Here is a 19,400-nt window from a genome sequence, read left to right as displayed (position 1 = left end):
AAGAAGTGGGAAGCCTCGCCGCTTGCGGCTGGGAGCAGTCACGGTGTTCTTTGAAAGGGCGTTGGTTTTCTTCACCACAGATTCAGGAATATTGAGCTTTGACAGGATGCATTTCATCCCTGCTGGCAGGGAGTTCACTGTCCGGCCCTGCGCTTGGCCGCGGCTTGCGGGGACTGGGTCTGTTGTTGTTGCTGGTGGCCTCGCCCGCGTTTGCCGCCAAGCTCACCTATCAGATCAAGGGGCTGAAAGGGGAGAACAAGGAGAACGTCGAAGCCTACCTCAATGCCCTGCCGGTTTATCAGGAGCGGCAATACCGCCCGGCCCGCGCCAAAATCACTGAGAGCGTGCAAAAAGCGCTGCAGGTCTATGGCTACTACCAGCCGAAAATTACCCTGAGCCGCGACAAGAAGACCCCGTCCAACGTGGTGATTGAGGTGGACAAAGGGGGGCCGGTCATCGTCTCCCACCTCGATATTCTGCTGGAGGGGGATGCGGGCAACGACGAGCTCTACAGCGAGCTGCTGGACAAGCTGCCCCTGAAAGAGGGCGAGCCCCTCAACCATGCCAAATATGAATCCATCAAGGCGGATCTCGGCAGCCTCGGGCTGGCCCGCGGTTACTTTGATGCCAAGCTGAGCAAGAGTCAGGTCAAGGTGTTCCCGGACAAGGGGACGGCGGAGATATTCATTCTGTTCGAATCGGGCCATCGCTACCGTTTCGGCGAGATCCGCTACGATGCCACCCCGGAAGCGCTCCACCTTATTCGCCCGCTCATCAATATCAAGAGCGGTGACCCCTACCTCGCCATCCGGCTGGCCGAGATGTCGCAGGATGTCTCCTCCACCAAGCTGTTCCGTCAGGTCGAGATCAAGCCGGTGCTGAGCGAGGCGAGCAATTATCGGGTGCCCATCGCAGTGACCCTGGATAACCGGGTCGATCACGAAATCGAAACCGGTATCGGTTATGCCACCGACGTAGGACCGCGTATGAGTGCCACCTGGGAGAAACCCTGGGTCAACCGCTACGGTCACCGCCTCTTTGCCACCGCCCAGGTGTCGGCGCCGGAGGCGGAACTCAGCTTCGACTATCAGATCCCGGTGGGCAACCCGCTGCGTGACTACTACTCCATCCAGACCGGTTACCAGTACAAGGACAACAACGATACCCGCTCCGATCTCACCACCGTTGGTGTGCACCGCTGGACGCGGCGACCGGAGAGCTGGGATCGGGACGTCTTTATCCGGATGGAAAACGAGGTCTATACCCAGGGCGCCGACGAGGGGAACAGCTTGCTGCTGATCCCCGGGGTCTCCTGGTCCCGGCTGCGGGTACGCGGCGAGTTGGTACCCGATTGGGGGGATCGCCAGCAGCTGATCATGGAGTTTTCCGATCCCAGATGGGGCTCAGACATCAGCTTTATGCGGGTGTGGGGGCGTAGCAAGTGGCTGCGTACCCTGGGCGATAACCACAGATTCCTGATGCGGGCCGAGCAGGGGGCCATCATAGGTGACAGCTTCTCGCTGGTGCCGCCCTCCTTGCGTTTCTTTACCGGTGGCGATCAGACGGTGCGCGGTTTTGGTTACGAGACCATCTCCCCCACCGGGCCGGATGGCAAGCTGATCGGTGGCCGCTACACCAGCGTGGCGAGTCTGGAGTACAACTACCGCTTCAGCGAGAAGTGGTTGGGGGCCATGTTTGTGGATGGCGGCACCTCTACCACCGATTACAGCGAACCCTGGAAGATAGGTACCGGTGTCGGTGTGCGCTGGGTCACCCCCATCGGCCAGGTCCGGCTGGATCTTGCGGTCGGGGTATCGGAGGAGGAGAAGCCCTTGCGGCTGCATTTCGCCTTGGGGCCTGAATTATGATCTGGCTAAAACGCATTTTTCTCTGGCTGATGGGGCTGGTGTTCCTGCTGCTCATCGGCATCAGCCTGCTGTGCTTTACCCATCAGGGCAACAAGTGGCTGTGGCAACAGGCCAAGGGGGCGCTGCCCTCCCTCAAGGGGGAGCTGGTGGCCGGCCAGCTTGGCTACGGCTGGACCCTGGAAGGGGTCGGCTGGCAGGATGAGCTGGTGGATGTCACAGTGGATCGCGCCGTGCTCGACTGGGATCTGGGCAAGCTGCTGCAGGGCAAGCTCTGGATCAAATCCCTGGCGGTGACCCATCCGGTGGTCAAGGTAGCCGACTCGGAGCCTGTTCCAGAAGAGCCTTCCGAACCCTTTGTCTGGCGCCCGTTGCCGCTCAACATCCAGGTCGACAGCCTCAAGGTGGCCGATCTCGATCTGGCCCTGCCCGGCGTGGCCGTGACCCTGGGGACGCTCGATATCGGCGCGACACTTAACCGCACGGGGCTGATTGTACGCGGCCCGGTGCTCGATAACTTGAAGGTGACGCTGGATGACGCGGCACCCGCCAACGCAGAGCGTAAATCAGCCAAACAGCCAGCCACTGCGGACGCCAAGCCCGTTAACGCCAAGAGCGCTCAAGATAAGGCTGCTAACGAGAAACAAGGCGGGACTGCCAAAGAGAGCAAAAGGGCGCCAGCAGCCGACACGGCAAAGGCTGCCCCTATTGTGCTGCCCGCCATTCATCTTCCTTTCCCCATCCAGCTGGAAGGGGGCAGCGCGACCCGGGTGCAATACCAGCAGGGCGAGCTGATCGAAGGGCTAGACAAGCTGCTGCTCTCGGCCACTGCTGCCGACGATCGCATCAAGGTGCATGAGCTCTCGCTGCGCCACGCGATGGCCGACCTGGCGCTCAAAGGCCAGATCCAGCTCAGCGACGACTACCCGCTGGCGGTGACGCTGGATGCCAAGGCCCGCAAGGGGCTGCTGGATGGCGAGCTGCAAGGGGAGCAGGCCACGCTGGCGCTGAACGGTTCGGTCGGCAAGCTGGGGTTGGCATTGTCGGCCAAGGGGCCGGTTGCCGCCAATCTCAAGGGCTCCCTAGCCGCCCTCGACCCGGATCTGCCTTTCGATCTGGCCCTCGAGTGGAAGCGCCTCGGCTGGCCATTTCATAAGCCTGCCAAAGATGAGCCGAGCTATCGGCTGGACAAGGGGAGCCTGACCGCCAAGGGCAAGCTATCCGGCTACCAGTTTGCTCTCAATACCTCCGGCAAAGGGAGCGATGTGCCCCCCTTCAAGCTGGCGCTGGATGGTAAGGGAGATCTGGAGCGGCTCAGCAAGATAGCCTTGCAGCTCAACGCCCTCAAGGGGGAGCTCAAACTCGATGGCAAGCTGGCCTGGCACAAGGGGATCGAGTGGCAGGGTGCCACTCTGTTCAAGGGGATCAATCCGGCCGAGCTGGTGCCTGAGTTGCAAGGGACGCTGGCCGGTGAGCTGGAGAGCCGTTTCGTGATGAACGAGGCGGGCCACTGGGAGCTGACACTGCCCACGTTCAAGGTGGATGGCAAACTCAACCAGTACCCGCTGGCCCTCAAGGGGGAGCTCAGCGGTAACGACAAGATGGAGTGGCAGGTCCAGGCGCTCTCGCTGCAAAGTGGCCCCAACCAGTTGCAGGCCAAGGGCAGTATCAGCAGCGACCAGTGGAAGCTCGATGCCAATCTGCAGGCTCCACAGCTGGGGAGTATCTATCCCGGCCTGAAGGGGGATATCAGGGGGCAGATGACGGTAAGTGGCAATCAGCAGACGCCAAAAATCGATGCGGATCTGGCCTCCGAGCGGCTCTACTATGCCGGCACCGACCTGAAGGGGATCAGCCTTAAAGGCAATGCGGCGATCGGCGCCAAACCGGCCGGTGAGCTCTCGCTGTTGGTGGCGCAGCTGAAGCAGGGCGAAACCAAGCTCAGCCAGCTGGCCCTGAACCTCAGCGGCGATATCAGTCAGCATCTGTTAACCCTGACCATGAAGGGGGATCCGCTGGCGGCCAACCTCAAGCTGGGTGGCGGCGTGCGCGGGGATCACTGGCGTGGGGCGCTCTCCGAGTTGCAGCTGAAAACCCCGCTGCGTCGCTGGGACTTAAGTTCCCCCTGGGCGCTGGATCTCGATCTGCCGCGTCAGCGGTTGGCGATGGGGGATCTCTGTCTCGGCTCCCAGGGTGCCAGCCTCTGCGTCAAGGGGAGCCAGATCTCCGCTGCGCAAGGCTCCCTGGAATTTGCCCTGCGCGAGTTCGATCTCAAGCGGCTGCGCCCCTGGTTGCCGGACAACTTCCGCTGGCAGGCGATGCTCTCAGCCGATGGTCGAGCCAGCTGGCGTGGCAATCAGCCGACCCTGCATGCGGAGGTACGCACCACGCCGGGCACCTTTATGGCCGATGACCTCAAGACCGATTATCAGCAATTGGCTCTTGCCCTGGATTTCGAGCGGCAGCAGGCGGCAATTCGCCTCGATTTTGCCTCCAAGCAGATCGGCAATATCGATACCGATCTGCTGATCAGTGAGCCTGCCGGTCGCGGTCTGCTCGGCGGTCAGCTCAAGTTTGACGATCTCAAGCTCAATACCTTCGCACCGCTCATTCCAGAGGTGCGCTCCCTGCAAGGGATCATCTCCGCCGATGCCCGTTTTGACGGCACCCTGGCGGCGCCCCTGCTGTTTGGCCAGCTCAACCTGCGTGATGGTGAAGTGCAGACCCACACCGATATGGTGACCCTGACCAAGCTGGTGACCCGCCTCAAGATCGAGGGTAATCGTGCCGAGCTCGATGGCACCATGCTGATGGGCAAGGGACCGCTGGCGTTGGGGGGCTGGCTCAACTGGGCCAAGATGCCGGTCAGCGGTAGCCTCACCGTGCAGGGCAAGGATCTGGAGGCACGATATCCGGGCATGGGCCGGGTCAGGCTCTCTCCCGATCTCGCCGTGTCGCTGGGGGAGGAGACCCGCATTACCGGTCAGGTGGATATTCCCTGGGCGCGCATTCTGGTCAAGAGCCTGCCGGATTCAGCGGTGGCGGTCTCCGATGATGTGACCGTGGTCTATGATGATCATCCCCCCACACCCAAGCAGGCCAGCCTGCCGCTGGCGATGAAGGTGGCGATCCGCCTTGGTAATGATGTGAAGCTTGATGCCATGGGGCTGAAGACCGATGTCTCCGGCGGCCTCAATATTCGTCAGGAACCCGAGAGGCCGCTGGCTGGTAATGGCCAGCTGGTGCTGACCAACGGCCGCTTCAAGGCCTACGGTCAGAACCTCATCATCAAGGAGGGACGGATCCTCTTCTCTGGTCCGCTGGATCGGCCATTTCTCAACATCGAGGCCAACCGAGATCCCGATACCATCGAGGGGCTGGTGACGGTCGGGGTGCGGGTGACCGGCCCTGCCAGCAAGCCGGAGATCAACGTCTACTCCGAGCCGCAGATGGCGCAGTCGGAACAGCTCTCCTATCTGCTGCGTGGCAAAGGGTTGCAAACCGGTGGTGAGGATGGTGGTTTCAACGGCCTGCTGGTGGCTGGGGCAGTGAGTCAGGCCAATGGCGTGGTGTCGAGCATCGGTGAGTCGCTCGGGATGAGCGATGTCTCCCTCGATACGGCAGGCAGTGGTGACAATACCCAGGTTACCCTGTCGGCCTATCTGCTACCGGGTTTGCAATTCCAGTACGGGGTTGGGGTCTTCAGCCCCATCGCCGAATTCAAGCTGCGCTACGAGGTATTGCCACGACTCTATCTGCAGGCGATGAGCGGGGTGGCTCAGGCGGTTGATATCTTCTATCGCTTCACTTTGTAACAGGGCAGACAGAAGATTGAGCGGGAGGCGCAGGCCTCCCGTTTTTAATTGTGCGATCGACAGCAGGTAAATGGCGATAAGGCACTGGAGTGCAGAGGAATAGCTGATAGGGAAGGTCAGAAATGCGAAAACCCGGCACAAGGCCGGGCTTTCTGAATGATGGTGGAGGGAGAAGGATTCGAACCTTCGAAGGCAGAGCCGTCAGATTTACAGTCTGATCCCTTTGGCCGCTCGGGAACCCCTCCACGGGGTATTGCTTTTAACTTGTCGCACTTGAAATGGTGGAGGGAGAAGGATTCGAACCTTCGAAGGCAGAGCCGTCAGATTTACAGTCTGATCCCTTTGGCCGCTCGGGAACCCCTCCACAAGTGCGAGGCGCATACTAACAGATCTTCTGGTTTTGTGAACCCCCAAGCAGGATTTTTCCATTAAAAGAATTGGATTTGTAGCCGATAACCAGTGAAGTCACCATTTTTGAGCGTTATCTCATGCTGCCCAGTTCAATCCGTAATCACCTGCTCGTTGATGAGGGCCAGTTGGGGCAGCGCCTCAACCGTGACCTGCAGCATGGTGATCGGGCGGATTTCCGGTTGCATCTGGCCCTGCTGACCGATGCGATTGAAGAGCAACCCTGGTTTGATGCCAAGCCAGCGGCCACTCCCCAGAGCCGTGACTGGCGTCGGCACTTTGATTTGAGACCGGCAGAGGTGCTGGTGGCTGAAGAGGCCGGGAGTGACAGCAGTGCCATCAATGAGCGGTTGCAGCAGGGGGGAAGCATGCTGGATGTGCGGCTCTGGCTGGCGTTACAAACACCGCCGCTGGCGGTCAAGCAACCCTTGCTGGATGAGGCTGTTTTCGACAACCTGTCGCCGCTGGCGCGGGAGCGGTTGCAAGGAAAGCTGGCCGATATGCCACGCCAGGAGGATCCGCTGGTACTGTTGCCGATCCTCGATCGTTTGCAAGAGGGGGTGGATACCCGGTTGCATTGGCTCAGTTGATGGTGCCTGTTTACTGGTGTAGCGCGGTGCGTATCGGGCAAATTACAGGCGACAAAAAGGCGGGTTACCCCGCCTGTATGCTCTGTAGAATTGTTAGCCTTGCGGCACGCTATCAAACGTCGGCTTCATCCGGTTGCGGCTGCTCTTTGAGCGCTGCGTTGGCACGACGGGCAATCGGCTTTTCGGTGTGACGGTTGAGCTGACGTTCCAGTTTTTGCCCCAGTTCGTTGATGGCGGCGTATAGATCCTCGTGCTCTGCTTGGGCAAACAGTTTGCCGTTGGGGATGCCAGCACTGGCTTCGACAATGAACATCAGACGCTCTTTGGAAACAATCACATGGGGGGTGATGAGAGGCACCTGAAGACGTTCGAGCTTTTCAAAACGGGATTCAATGCGCTCGCGGATAGCCGGGGTGATGTCGATGATTTTGCTGGTAATTTCGATTTTCATATTGGCCCCCTTCGGGTCGTCTTGCTTGTGTCTTCACGTTCAGATTACTCATTGGTAAAGATTGAAATGTGATCCGCGTCACATAACCTTCTCTTGGCTATTCAGCAACTTATAAATTGTGATCTTTTCCGGTTTCGTGCCAAAAACAGCTTGAGCTCCATGAAACTGGCAGGCAGTATGACGCGAATAGGATCGTTTCTGTCCCTTCTTGGCAGCACGTCGTGTCGACCTCATGTCCGGTTTCCACTGCTTGATATCGCATATTTGTACTCTTCCCACGCAACCTCAGATCTCATGAGCGGATGCAGGGGGCGTTGCTATGCCTGATTGGACATCAAATGTGGTTGGTTGTTGTATTGGAGTGGTAAATGAAGCAGCAAGCCACGCAAGTCATGTGGTTTTTCGATCGGCAACATGATCAGTGGAGTCTCTCTGATCAGGGGGCCTACCAGCAGTGGCAAGGGGAGGGCAATCATCCCTGGGCCGCTCGCCTGTTACCGGAAGATGAGGCAGGCTTTGCCGACTTTCTTGTCCGGCTTCATGAATCACATCTGCCAGAGCAGTTTATCGGTCATCTCAAAGATGAACAGGGGCAGCACAACCATGTACTCTGGAGCGGTCAGTTTGTGCCCACTCAGCATATCTGTTGTGGCTGGCTGGCCCCGCTCGATACCGCCAACAGTGCGGTCTCAACCCTCAACCTCTCGCTGCCCTTGCTGCAAACCTCCCTGCTCACCCAGTTGGCACAGGCACTCTCTGCCCGTACCGGGCTCGATTTCTTCACTACTCTGGTCAGCCAGCTGGCCCATATCCTCAAGGTGGATGCGGTCTGGGTGGGGGAGCTGTGCGGTACCGACCGGGTCAAAGTGCTGGCCGCCGACGGGCTGGCGCAGAAGGACTACCGGCTGGCGGGCTCCCCCTGTCAGGAGCTCTATAAGCAGGGGGCCATCTGTTTTGAGGTGATCGACGAGTCGCAGGAGTATCAACCCTGGCTGGCGGTCGGGCAGACTTACTACGGTCAGCCGCTGTTTGATGCCAGAGGTCAACTTCTGGGCCATCTGGCGCTGCTCTATTCGGCCCCGGCAGATACCAGCAACCTCACCTCGGTGCTCAATACCTTCTCGGTACGGATGGTGGCCGAGCTGGAGCGATTGCAATCAGATGCCCAGATGCGCCTCTCTGCCGTTGCATTCGAGACCCACGAAGGGATCATCATCACCGATCCGGGGTTCAAGATCCTGCGGGTCAACAACGCCTTCAGCCAGATCACCGGTTTTGACAGTCACGCCGTGCTGGGCCTGCATCTGGAAGATGAGCTCTGGCCCAATCTGCGGGGGCTGGGCTACGAGCTTAACACCCTCAGCCGCTGGCAGGGGGAGACCCTGCGACGCCATGCCGATGGTCACACCTATCCCCAGTGGGAGATAGTGACACCGGTGCAGGATGAAAAAGGGGTGATCAGCCATTTTGTCATCTGCTTCGAGGATATCTCCGAGCGCAAGGCGGCCGAGCGACGCATCCAGGATCTCGCCTATTACGATGAGCTGACCGGGTTGCCCAATCGTCGTCAGCTGCACGAAACGTTGGTGCAGACCTTTCATGAGGCGACCCGCGACGGTCTGATCGGCGCTCTGCTCTTTATCGATCTCGATCACTTCAAGACCATCAACGACTCTCTCGGCCACGCCACCGGCGACTGGCTGCTCAAGGAGGTCGCCGCCCGTCTCAAACGGCTGGTGCGACAGGGGGATTGTCTGGCCCGCCTCGGCGGTGACGAGTTTGTGTTGCTGCTACCGTCGCTCTCGGCGAGCCCACCCCAGGCGGAGATGCAGGCCGATATCATTGCCGAGCGGCTGATCACCGAGATTGCCGCCCCTTATACCTATGGGGAGCAGGTGCTGCACATCGGTGCCAGCGTTGGTATCACCCTGTTCCCGGATCGGCAGCAGGGGGTCGATGATCTGCTCAAGCAGGCGGATACTGCCATGTATCAGGCCAAGTCCGCTGGCCGCAAGACCCGCCGTTTCTTCGATGCCTCGATGCAGCAGCAGGCGGATCGCCGTCTGCTGATTCATAACGAACTGCGCAATGCCCTCAGTCAGCAGGAGCTCACACTTCATTATCAGCCACAGCACATGGTGGACGGAGGGGACATCATCGGTGTCGAGGCGCTGATCCGCTGGCAGCCAGCCGGTCGCTCTCTAGTCTCGCCGGCTGAGTTTATTCCCATCGCCGAGGAGACGGACCTGATTGTCGATATCGGCAATTGGGTGCTTTATGAGGCCTGTGCCCAGTATGTGCTGTGGGAAGAGAATGGCATCCACATTCCGCAGATTTCGGTCAACGTCAGCGCCAAGCAGTTCCACGCCACCGATTTTGTCGAGCGGATCGACGATGTGCTGGCACAAACCGGCATGGATCCGGCTTGCCTCAATCTGGAGATCACCGAATCTGTGGTGCTGGGCCATGCCGAGGACACCATCAGCAAGATGACCGAGCTCAAGGAGCTCGGCATCAGCTTTGCCATCGACGATTTTGGTGCCGGTTACTCCTCCCTGAGCTACCTCAAGCGGCTGCCTGCCGATGAGCTCAAGATCGACCGCTCCTTCATTCAGGACATCCCGAAAGACGGCGACAACATGGCCATCGTCGAGGCGGTGATCGCCATGGCGCGGCATATGGGGTTCAACGTCACGGCAGAAGGGGTGGAGTCCCGTCAGCAACTGGAGTTTCTCAAGGCGCAGGGGTGCAGTTTCTATCAGGGCTATCTCGCCTCCAAGCCGCTACCGGTCCCCTATCTGGAGAAATATGTACAGCGGCTGACCAGAGTGGAACCACTGCGCGAAATGCTGCTGAGCAGTGAACAAAAATAGTCCCTTCTCCCCGCTGCCCGGCAACGGGTAGAATGAGAAGCAGTAGACCCACTGCCACCGGGCGGTGTATTGCCCTCAATGGAGATGCTCAGTGAAAGCTGTATGGGGAATTGTTTTGTCGGCGCTGTTCGTGCCGACCCTGATGGCGCAGACTGCCGACCAGACGCTCTACCGTCAGGCGTATGACGCCGTACGGGCCAATGATCAGGCCCGTTTCCAGCAAATTCGTGCCCGTTTGACCCATTATCCCCTGTTGCCCTATCTCGATTATTATCGGCTCGCCTTTCGTCCGGGGGCGGCCGATTACAACGATGTGACCCGCTTTATTCGCCAGTATGGGGATACCCCCCAGTCCAACCGGCTGGAGCGCAGCTATCTGACCTATCTGGCCCAGAGCCAGCAGTGGTCGCAGTTCCTCCGCTTCTATCCGGCCAAGCCGAGCTCCACCGATCTGCTCTGCATGCACTATCAGGCGCTCTATTACACCGGCAAGCCGAAAGAGGCGTTGCAGGGGGCAGGCAAGATCTGGATGAGCGGACAATCCCGCCCCGATGCCTGCTCCCCGCTGTTCCAGCTGTGGCAGGCATCGGGTCAGCGTACCCAGCAGAAGATCTGGCAGCGGATGACGCTGGCGTTCGAGGCGGAAAACCCCAACCTGATCCGCCACCTTGGCGCTACCCTCGGTAGCGGTTTGCAGAGTTATGGCGATCAGATGGTGACCCTGTTCGAGCAACCCGCCAAGGCGATGAACCCGGCCTATTTCAGCAGCAATCCCTACTCACGCAAGCTGCTCTCCCTCGGCTTGACCCGCTATGCCAATCAGCAGCCGGAGTCAGTGCTGCGCCAACTGGCGCTGTTTAGCAGCCGTTTCGGTCTGACCCAGGCAGAGGTGAAACCGGTGGAGCGTGCCATTGCCCGCCGTCTGCTACTGGATCGCGCTGTTGCCCAGCGCAACTGGCTCGACAGCTCGGTGAAGCAGCTGGCAGATCCTGATATCACCGAGTTGCGGGCTCGGCTTGCCATCTGGGAGCAAGATTGGCGTGGCCTCTCCGGCTGGGTGAAGATGATGCCGATGGCGCGCCAGAAAGAGGATCGCTGGCGCTACTGGATGGCGCGCTCCCTTGAAGTGCAGGGGCAGCAAAAACCGGCGCATGATCTCTATCTGGAGACCGCTAACCTGCGCGGTTTCTACGGCTTTATGGCGGCCCAGCGGACCGGTGTGCCCTATCGCATCAAGAACCAGAGCGTCAAGCATGTGCCGGACTGGCGCACGGCCAGCCACCGCTGGCCCTTCCTGTTGCGGGTACGCGAGCTGCTGTCGATGAACGAGATTGCGGCAGCCCGCTCGGAGTGGATCCACAATATGGATCGCAATCCGGTGGCTCAGCGCATCGAGTTTGGCCATATCGCCCTCAAGCAGGGCTGGCACGAGCTGGCCATTCTCGCCAGCATTCGAGCCGAGGCGTGGGATGCACTCGACCTGCGCTTCCCGCTGCCGCTCAAGCGCACCTTCTCCCAGATGGCGCAAGAGCGCACCATGAACACCAGCCTGCTCTATGCCATCTCCCGTCAGGAGAGTGCCCTCTATCCGCTGGCCCAGTCGCCGGTGGGGGCGCGCGGCCTGATGCAGCTGATGCCGGCCACCGCCAAAGAGACCGCCGGCAAGCTGGGGGTGCCCTATCGCAACGAGCAGCAACTGTTTGACCCAGCGATGAATATTCGTCTTGGCAGCGCCTATCTCAAGCGCTTGCTGGATGTCTATGATGGCAACCGGATCCTGGCGGCTGCCGCCTACAATGCCGGGCCGGGCCGGGTAAAACGCTGGCGAGAGCAGAGTGACAACAAGCCGATGGACGTGTGGGTCGAGAGTATTCCCTACAAGGAGACCCGCAACTATGTGCAGAATGTGTTGTCGTTCGATCTCATTTATCAGCACAAGCTGCAGCAGCCGCTGCGCTTCATGTCAGAGCGGGAGCTCAATCACGCCTATTGAGCCTAGGGCCGCCAGCCGGCCCCTGTTTTCAAATTTCCCTGCCGCCGGGTATCATCGGGTAAGGTTTTGTTACCAAAGGAAACGCGCCCGGTGACCTGGCTCCGGGAATGCAGGGTATACTCAGGCGTCGGCACCGACAGGTTCCCCCAAAATAAAGGAATGGATAGTGGCAACGATTAAAGACGTTTCTCAGCTGGCAAATGTGTCTATCTCCACCGTGTCGCGGGTTATCAACAACACGGCACAGGTAGCACCGGAAAAGCGCGAGGCTGTACTGGCGGCCATGAAGGAACTGAATTTTCGACCCAACAGTTTTGCCCAGGCACTGGTCAGCAAGCGTTCTAACTGTATTGGCGTGCTGGTTGGTGACCTCTGCGGCGGCCCCTTCTTTGCCAAGATGATGCGTGGCATCGAAACCATGGTCGATCAGGCTAACAAGTTCACCATCGTCATGTCTGGCAACCATGATATCGCGCGCGAGCGTCACGCCATTCAGGCGCTGCTGCAGCGCCAGTGCGATGCGCTGATCCTCCACAGCAAGGCGCTCCCGGACGAGGAACTGAGCGAGCTGGCGGCAGGCAACACTCCCATCGTTTTCATCAACCGTCAGGTACCCGGAGCGGAAGATCGCTGCGTCTGGCTCGATAACCAGGCGGGGATCACCACCGCGTGCCAGCACTTGCTGGATGCCGGTCATCGCAACATCGCCTTTGTCACCTCCGATGATGAAGAGTTTGTCGATGGTCAGCAGCGGATGGCCGGTTACACCCAGACCCTGGCCAGAGCCGGGATCGCGTTTGATCCGGCGCTCGTCAGCCGCGCCTTTGCCGACGAAAATGGTGGCTATATGGCGATGGGTGAGCTGCTGGCCCGTGGTGTGGAGTTCACTGCCGTGCTCGGTTTCAACGACGGCATGGTGGCGGGGGCGATCTCTTGCCTGCTGGAGCGAGGCTACAAGATCCCGCAGCAGGTGTCGGTGGTGGGGTTCGACGATATCCCTTACGCCCGCTATATCTATCCCAAACTCACCACAGTGCGCTACCCCATCGAGGAGATGGGCAGCCGCGCTGCCGAGCTGGCGCTGCGTCTGCTCGATCACAAGCCGGTGGACGGTCTGACGCTTAAGTTTGAAGCCCAGCTGGTGGAGCGTGAGTCCGTCGCCTGACGAGCGTCAAATTCAAATAGAGAACAACAACGTGGCCCCATCGGGGCCACGTTTATTTTTGCTTGGATACTCTGGTTGGAAAGCTGGGGCTTTATTCGGTCCGCCTTGCGTGAATGGGTCATGCAGGGCGTCACGATCCTTCAGCGCAACGTGGAGACAACCTGCAACTCAGGCTGTATGAGGGCCATGATCATTATCCTCATGACACTCTGGATGTTCAGTACCAATCCCTCGTCTCACTCTGTGAACTATCTGGTGGGGTTAGCATAGTGACCAGTTGTGATGACCGCTGGGGTAAGAGGTGGTGGTTACAGCCTTGTTTTCCTATGTAGCATCCTGTTTTAGCGCAGCAAGGTTGCACCATTTACGGTATGCCTTGCCACTCATCGCCGAAAATTCAGCTCCTTCGCTACTTTAAAGAAGTTTCTACTGGTCTTACCTGAGCAAATCTCTTTGCTTTTTATTTAACAAGGTATTTACATCTAGGTGTCACCAGCATCGGTGACGCTCACAACGGCAAGGAGCCAGTTATGACCCATGTCGACATCCCTTTCCTTCGTTACCTCGATGCGGAAGGGTGCCCGGTCGCCACCTTACCGACCTGGCTGGACAAGGCGATACTGCACACCTTTTACCGCAATATGGTGATGGTGCGCAGCTATGACAAAAAAGCGATAGCGCTGCAACGAACCGGCAAGCTCGGTACTTTTCCCTCCCATCTCGGCGCAGAAGCCGTGGGGATTGGCATTGGTCTCGCCATGCAGCCGCAGGATGTCTACGTTCCCTACTATCGGGACATGCCCACCCTCTATGTGAGGGGCGTGCCGATGGAGAAAAACCTGCAATATTGGGGTGGTGACGAGCGGGGCAGTTATTTTCTCAAACCTGATGGGACTCCCTCTGAAGATCTCCCCATCTGCGTCCCCATCGCCACCCAGATCACCCACGCTTGCGGTATTGCCTCGGCCTTCAAACTGCGTAATCAACCGCGCGTCGCCGTAGTCACTATCGGCGACGGCGGTACCTCCAAGGGGGATTTTCTAGAGGGGCTCAACTGCGCCGGGGTCTGGCATCTGCCGATGGTCATCATCGTCAACAACAACCAGTGGGCCATCTCGGTGCCGCGCAAGCTGCAATCGAGCGCTCCTACGCTGGCCCAAAAGGGGATTGGTGCAGGGGTGCGCAGCCTGCAGGTGGATGGCAACGATGTGGTGGCGGTCTACGATGCCGCGCGCAATGCCGTCGAACGGGCCCGCAGCGGCAAGGGGCCGACCCTGATAGAAGCGGTCAGTTATCGCCTCGGCGATCACACCACGGCCGACGATGCCACTCGCTATCGCGATGGGGCCGAGGTCGAGGCCGCCTGGGCGAAAGAGCCGGTCAAGCGGCTGCGCCAGTTTATGCACAGCCAGGGCTGGTGGGATGAAGAGCAGGAGCAGAGCCTGCTGGCGGAAGCCACCCGGGAGGTAGAGCAGGCGGTCGCCCGCTATGAGGCGATGGCGCCCCAGCCGCCGGAGGCGATGCTCGATTATCACTATGCCAGCCTGCCCGCCGAACTCGTGCCCCAGCGTGAGCGAGTGATTGCCAAGGGGATGAAGCAGGAGGTTGGCCATGAGTGAGATCAGTTTGCTGGAAGCGGTCAACATGGCCCTTCACTACGAGATGGAACACGACCCGGATGTCGTGGTACTGGGCGAAGATGTGGGGGTCAACGGCGGGGTGTTTCGCGCCACAGTGGGCCTGCGTGACAAGTTCGGTTTCAAGCGGGTGATCGACACGCCGCTCGCCGAGGGGTTGATCGCCGGGGTGGCGGTCGGCATGGCGACCCAGGGGCTCAAGCCGGTGGCGGAGTTCCAGTTTCAGGGCTTCATCTTTCCCGGCATGGAGCAGATTATCTGTCAGGCGGCGCGGATGCGAAATCGCACCCGTGGCCGCCTCTCTTGCCCTCTGGTCTATCGCTCCCCTTATGGTGCAGGCATTCACTCGCCAGAGCATCACAGCGAGAGCGTCGAGGCGCTGTTTGCCCATATTCCGGGGCTACGGGTAGTGATCCCCTCCAGTCCGAGACGCGCCTATGGCCTGCTGCTCTCGGCCATCCGCGATCCGGATCCTGTGATGTTTTTTGAGCCCGATCGCATCTATCGCTCGATGAAATCCGAAGTGGTGGATGACGGTGTCGGGCTGCCGCTGGATGTCTGTTTCACCCTGCGCCCGGGCCGGGATATCACGGTAGTGGCCTGGGGAGCCTGCATTCAGGAGGTGATGCGGGCGGCAAACCTGCTGGCCGAGCAGGATATCCAGTGCGAGGTGCTGGATCTGGCCACCATCAAACCCCTCGATATGGAGACCATCCTCACTTCAGTGCGCAAGACCGGCCGCTTGCTGGTGGTGCACGAGGCGTGCGGCAGCTTCGGGGTCGGTGCCGAAATTGTGGCGCGGGTGACCGAGCAGGCACTTCCCAGCCTCAAGGCGCCGCCCAAACGGCTGACCGGTGTGGATGTCGCCGTTCCCTACTATCGCAACGAAGCATATTACCTCATCACCGAGCAGGATATCGCCGATGCCGCTCATCAGCAGATGGAGAACCAGTGGCTATGAAATTTTTCAAATTACCGGATCTGGGTGAAGGGTTGGCCGAAGCCGAGATCGTCGAGTGGAAGGTGAGTGCCGGTGATACCGTCGCGGTCGATCAGGTGCTGCTATCGGTGGAAACCGCCAAGGCGCTGGTGGATGTGCCCTCACCGGTCGCCGGGGTGATCGCCCGTCTCTGTGGCTGCGAGGGGGATATCCTCCATATCGGTGCGCCCTTGGTGGAGTTCGAGGGGGGCGAGGATGATGGCACCGTAGTGGGCAAGGTGAGCGCTCATCAGCAACATATCGAGGATCACTTCGTGGTGGGGGCCATTGCCCCGGGGGGCGCGCTGGTGCAAGCCATGCCTGCTGTGCGGCTGCTGGCACAAAAACTGGGTCTGGATATCGACCGAATCAAGGGGAGTGGCAGCGGCGGCATGGTGACCGAACTGGATGTGCAGCAGGCATTCGAGGCACAGCAGAGCAGTGGCAACGAGTTCCTGAAAGGGTCACGGCGGGCCATGGCCAAGGCGATGGAGCTCTCTCATCAGACGGTGGTGCCGGTCAGCATCACCGACGAGGTAGATTTGCGTCACTGGCGGCCTGATGAGGATGTGACGGTGCGCCTTATCAAGGCCATTGGCGTGGCGTGCCGCGCCGAACCCTCGATGAACGCCTGGTTCGATGGTGATACCCTGTCACGGCGGCTGTTCAAAGAGGTCAATGTGGCCATTGCGGTGGATTCCAAGCATGGCCTCTATGTGCCGGTGATGGAGAACGTGGCCGAGCGGGAGGAGGCCGATATCCGGCAGGGGCTGGATCGGATGATTGCCGATGTGAAGGCGCGCGCCGTGCCCCGCGAGATGTTGCAGGGGGCGACCATTACCCTCACCAACTTCGGTGCCATCGCAGGCCGCTATGCCAGCCCCATCGTCACGCCGCCGCAAGTGGCCATCATAGGGGCAGGCAAACTGTTCGAAAAAGTGGTGTTCATCCATGGTGAAGCGCGTCCCGTCAGGGCATTGCCGCTGTCGATGACATTTGACCACAGAGCCTGTACTGGCGGGGAGGCGGCTCGTTTTCTGAGAGCGCTGGTTCAGGCTTTGGAAGCGGCTACGTTGTAACGGTTTATGCCCTGCCAGTGGCCTGTCTCTTGATCACAAGTCTTGGTGCTCAAGAGACAGCGCCAGTTCATAACCTTCAAGGAGGGTCTGTAACCTAAACCAGCCCTCCCATAACACCGTTATCGAAGCCCGTCCCGTGCGCTTGGTGTCCTTCCAGCCCCCCAGTATCGCCAGACTCTGGTACGCCCATGCCATATCGGGGGCCTTGTCCGGCAGGGCCTTCTTCTCCATCCTCAACCACAGCAGCTTCCAGCTCTTCTGGCCCAGCAGCTCTTCACAGCTCTCTCCCTGCGCCGCAGACACCTCTTTGATAAATCGCAACTGCAGCAGCCGCACCGCGATAAAGGCCAGGATGACGCACATGCGCGTCAGGTTTTCCCGGCTCTGCATCCGCAACGACTCGACCCAGGTGCCCGCACTCTTCCAGACCTTGTGATAATCCTCGATGAGCCAGCGCCGCTCGTAGTAGCCGATAATCTCGCTGGCCTGCCCGGCACTGGTCACCGCTTCGCTGGTCAGCAGGTGCCACTCCAGCCGGTCGGCGGCATCGCTCTGCTCGATGCATCCCACGTAGTAAATTTGTTTGCGTAATCTACAAAGCCACGTATAATACTAATCAGCTTGAAAGGGCGATAGTTATGTCAATGAATACGATGTTTTACATCTTGTCCTGTTGTTCATAAGTTAATCCCGTTTTTTGAGCTTTACCCGCTGAAAAGCATAAGTAATTATTTTGAATACAGGTTTAAAAGATATGTCTAACATGATCACCGGTACCGTTAAGTTTTTCAACGAAACCAAAGGTTTTGGCTTCATCCAGCAAGAAAACGGCCCGGACGTTTTCGTTCACTTCAGCGCTATTCAAGGTGCCGGTTTCCGCACCCTGGCTGAAGGTCAGCGCGTACAGTTCTCTGTGACCCAAGGTCAGAAAGGCCCGCAGGCTGAGAACGTAACTGCTCTGTAATTCTTACAGAATTTAAGAAAGCCGTGGTACCTATGGTGCCACGGCTTTTTGTTTATCTGGCTTCCACAACTCTCACCCATGTGCTAAATCATGTTGCTATCGCTCCTGCTTGCCATCACCCTGACACCGGTCTCGGACTCACCGGAACCGGTTCAATCCGCGATGGAAGCGCAGGTCATCTGTCAGCAATTTGTTCAGGTCCGGTTGGGGATTGCTCGACAGCCCGATGAGGTGAATGCGCGACGGGTGCCTGAAAGAGAAGAGGAGTGGTTGGTGGATGGCAAAGTAAAAGGACCCGAAGGTCCTTTGCTGTTTGCCTGTCATCTTCACCAAGGGAAGCGTTGGGAGCTGCTTAATTTTTCACTCTGGGCACCACAGCCTATCAAAGCGGTTTGAGCGCTACCAGCAGATGCTGCAGGTGTTCAACCATGGTCATGCCAAACGGGGTGAGATAGCCGCCATCTTCTGCGCTGATGAGCCCCTGTTGATGCAGACGGGCTGCCGCTTGGCACAACTCTTCGGACATATCGCTGCGTAATTTAATCCCCAGGCTCATGTTGGCCGGATCAAAGCATGCCAGTATTTTCAAATCGTTTACGAATTCGTTAGAAATCTGGTCGATCCCAATCATGGTTTTACTCCTTACGCTAAAGATGTATGCAAAATAGCATCCCCGGATCCACTTTAGTGGGCGCTGGTTCAAATTATTGATCTTTGGCTGGATGCGGCGTTTCAAATGCTGTTTTTTTCGGCGTAGTCAGAGGGTTGGCTGGCAGCTTGAGGCCCGGGCCAGACCAAACGTGTTAGGATAGGGGACTTCTTTATATCGGACGGTCCATTGGCGGCTGTTCGCCCTGTTCAAGGTATCGTTCATGGTCAAGATCACGCTGGTATCTCTGCTGCATTCGCACACCGCCGTTTGCCCTGTTTACCCTGTCTCGTTGCTGACCTCTTTGATGGAGGCTCATGAGGGAGAGGTGTGGCTGCCTGCCCGCAAGGGGAGTGACATTACCCAGCTTCGCAAACATGCCAAAGGGGCTCAGGCCCGCGAGTTGGCAAAGCTCGATGCCGGTTGGTGCGACTTCATTTCAGGTCAGGAAGGGGCGACAGCGGAGCTGGATGCGCTGGCAAACTACGACACCGAAATGATGGATAATCTGCAGATGTACTGGCATAGCGCAGCCAAGATCAATAGCCCGATCACCGATAATTTGTTCGAACTTCGTCGTGAGGTGGTGGATGAGGCCCATGGCGAAAAGCTGGCTGCTCTCTGGGAGCAACAACAACAGCAGCGATTCGAGCAATTGATGAGGGCAGCGGCTGACGGTCGGGATCAACTCTGTTTCGTCGAGGTGGAGTCCGCCTACTGGTTGCGGCAAAAGTTGAGCGAGCAGCCCGATGTTGAGCTGATCACCCCAGCCTTTTAATCAGCCCTGAGAGGTTGGCGAGACGTTTTTAGCAGATGCCCCGTAAACCCTCGCCCAATCGGGCGGGGAGATAAGGGGAGCTAATCTGGAGTGTTCTGCGAGGCCACATACGCCTTGAGCGTTTCAATAGTGGCTCCGCCAGCACTGCAAGCAA

The 19,400-nt window shown here is 58.9% G+C and carries 14 protein-coding genes, 2 tRNA genes and 2 pseudogenes; 12 read left to right on the top strand and 6 right to left on the bottom strand.

The features are described from left to right. Nucleotides 1–98: 98 nt before the first annotated feature. On the top strand, nucleotides 99–1,868 hold the full coding sequence (tamA, locus tag BN1125_RS09370; RefSeq protein ID WP_042012010.1) for an autotransporter assembly complex protein TamA: 1,770 nt from the start codon (nucleotides 99–101) through the stop codon (nucleotides 1,866–1,868). Then, nucleotides 1,865–5,680: an autotransporter assembly complex protein TamB gene (tamB, locus tag BN1125_RS09365; RefSeq protein ID WP_042012009.1), complete on the top strand. Its 3,816-nt coding sequence runs from the start codon at nucleotides 1,865–1,867 to the stop codon at nucleotides 5,678–5,680. The genes tamA and tamB overlap by 4 nt, the downstream gene beginning before the upstream one ends. Nucleotides 5,681–5,840: 160 nt before the next feature. On the opposite strand, the gene BN1125_RS09360 is transcribed toward tamB, so the two are convergent. Beyond that, nucleotides 5,841–5,925: transfer RNA gene (locus tag BN1125_RS09360), tRNA-Tyr, on the bottom strand. A gap of 34 nt (nucleotides 5,926–5,959) precedes the next feature. After that, nucleotides 5,960–6,044: transfer RNA gene (locus tag BN1125_RS09355), tRNA-Tyr, on the bottom strand. Nucleotides 6,045–6,168: 124 nt separating this feature from the next. Between BN1125_RS09355 and BN1125_RS09350 the strand changes: the two genes are divergently transcribed. Next, entirely contained in the window at nucleotides 6,169–6,678 is a 510-nt protein-coding gene (locus BN1125_RS09350) for a VC2046/SO_2500 family protein (RefSeq protein ID WP_042012008.1), read from the top strand. A 112-nt stretch (nucleotides 6,679–6,790) separates the two neighbouring features. On the opposite strand, the gene hpf is transcribed toward BN1125_RS09350, so the two are convergent. After that, nucleotides 6,791–7,129 carry a ribosome hibernation-promoting factor, HPF/YfiA family gene (gene hpf, locus BN1125_RS09345; RefSeq protein WP_042012007.1) on the bottom strand — a complete coding sequence of 113 codons (339 nt, stop codon included), beginning with the start codon at nucleotides 7,127–7,129 and terminating at the stop codon, nucleotides 6,791–6,793. 368 nt (nucleotides 7,130–7,497) lie between these two features. Here hpf and BN1125_RS09340 point away from each other — a divergent pair, with 368 nt between their 5' ends. The 6 genes from BN1125_RS09340 to BN1125_RS09315 all read left to right on the top strand — a co-directional run bounded on the left by BN1125_RS09340 (nucleotide 7,498) and on the right by BN1125_RS09315 (nucleotide 16,855). Then, nucleotides 7,498–10,002: a putative bifunctional diguanylate cyclase/phosphodiesterase gene (locus BN1125_RS09340; protein ID WP_042012006.1), complete on the top strand. Its 2,505-nt coding sequence runs from the start codon at nucleotides 7,498–7,500 to the stop codon at nucleotides 10,000–10,002. Nucleotides 10,003–10,093: 91 nt separating this feature from the next. Then, the gene (locus BN1125_RS09335; protein WP_042012004.1) at nucleotides 10,094–11,995 is read left to right on the top strand and encodes a transglycosylase SLT domain-containing protein; all 1,902 of its coding nucleotides are present in this window, start codon (nucleotides 10,094–10,096) and stop codon (nucleotides 11,993–11,995) included. 166 nt (nucleotides 11,996–12,161) lie between these two features. Then, entirely contained in the window at nucleotides 12,162–13,160 is a 999-nt protein-coding gene (locus BN1125_RS09330; RefSeq protein ID WP_042012003.1) for a LacI family DNA-binding transcriptional regulator, read from the top strand. A 530-nt stretch (nucleotides 13,161–13,690) separates the two neighbouring features. Next, nucleotides 13,691–14,779, top strand: a complete 1,089-nt coding sequence (gene pdhA, locus BN1125_RS09325; protein ID WP_042012002.1) for a pyruvate dehydrogenase (acetyl-transferring) E1 component subunit alpha — start codon at nucleotides 13,691–13,693, stop codon at nucleotides 14,777–14,779. Continuing rightward, the gene (locus tag BN1125_RS09320; RefSeq protein WP_042012001.1) at nucleotides 14,772–15,758 is read left to right on the top strand and encodes an alpha-ketoacid dehydrogenase subunit beta; all 987 of its coding nucleotides are present in this window, start codon (nucleotides 14,772–14,774) and stop codon (nucleotides 15,756–15,758) included. Before pdhA ends, BN1125_RS09320 begins: the two co-directional genes overlap by 8 nt. Then, a complete protein-coding gene (locus BN1125_RS09315; RefSeq protein WP_042012000.1) occupies nucleotides 15,755–16,855 on the top strand; it encodes a dihydrolipoamide acetyltransferase family protein in 1,101 nt (366 codons plus the stop codon). Before BN1125_RS09320 ends, BN1125_RS09315 begins: the two co-directional genes overlap by 4 nt. A 33-nt stretch (nucleotides 16,856–16,888) precedes the next feature. Here the strand turns inward: BN1125_RS09315 and BN1125_RS09310 are convergent. Next, nucleotides 16,889–17,434 (bottom strand): annotated as a pseudogene (locus tag BN1125_RS09310) (IS4 family transposase); the annotation flags it as partial. Nucleotides 17,435–17,609: 175 nt separating this feature from the next. Here BN1125_RS09310 and BN1125_RS09305 point away from each other — a divergent pair. Together BN1125_RS09305 and BN1125_RS09300 are read left to right on the top strand one after the other, a co-directional pair. Next, the gene (locus BN1125_RS09305) at nucleotides 17,610–17,819 is read left to right on the top strand and encodes a cold-shock protein (RefSeq protein WP_075112094.1); all 210 of its coding nucleotides are present in this window, start codon (nucleotides 17,610–17,612) and stop codon (nucleotides 17,817–17,819) included. A gap of 90 nt (nucleotides 17,820–17,909) precedes the next feature. Next, complete coding sequence (locus tag BN1125_RS09300; protein WP_042011998.1) at nucleotides 17,910–18,215, top strand: hypothetical protein; 306 nt, start codon at nucleotides 17,910–17,912, stop codon at nucleotides 18,213–18,215. Here BN1125_RS09300 and BN1125_RS09295 read toward each other — a convergent pair. Then, the gene (locus BN1125_RS09295) at nucleotides 18,202–18,450 is read right to left on the bottom strand and encodes a TIGR02647 family protein (protein WP_042011997.1); all 249 of its coding nucleotides are present in this window, start codon (nucleotides 18,448–18,450) and stop codon (nucleotides 18,202–18,204) included. The two genes, BN1125_RS09300 and BN1125_RS09295, sit on opposite strands and share 14 nt — an antisense overlap. A 241-nt stretch (nucleotides 18,451–18,691) precedes the next feature. On the opposite strand from BN1125_RS09295, the gene BN1125_RS09290 reads away from it, so the two are divergent. After that, nucleotides 18,692–19,246, top strand: coding sequence for a hypothetical protein (locus tag BN1125_RS09290; RefSeq protein ID WP_042011996.1), 555 nt, complete (start codon nucleotides 18,692–18,694; stop codon nucleotides 19,244–19,246). A gap of 80 nt (nucleotides 19,247–19,326) precedes the next feature. On the opposite strand, the pseudogene BN1125_RS19035 reads toward BN1125_RS09290, so the two are convergent. Continuing rightward, nucleotides 19,327–19,400: pseudogene (locus BN1125_RS19035) on the bottom strand (IS200/IS605 family transposase); the annotation flags it as partial.

The sequence above is a fragment of the Aeromonas fluvialis genome, assembly GCF_000819885.1.
Taxonomy (GTDB): Bacteria; Pseudomonadota; Gammaproteobacteria; order Enterobacterales; family Aeromonadaceae; genus Aeromonas; species Aeromonas fluvialis.
Note: the sequence above shows the minus strand (reverse complement) of the source record. Positions and strands in the feature narration are given on the sequence as shown.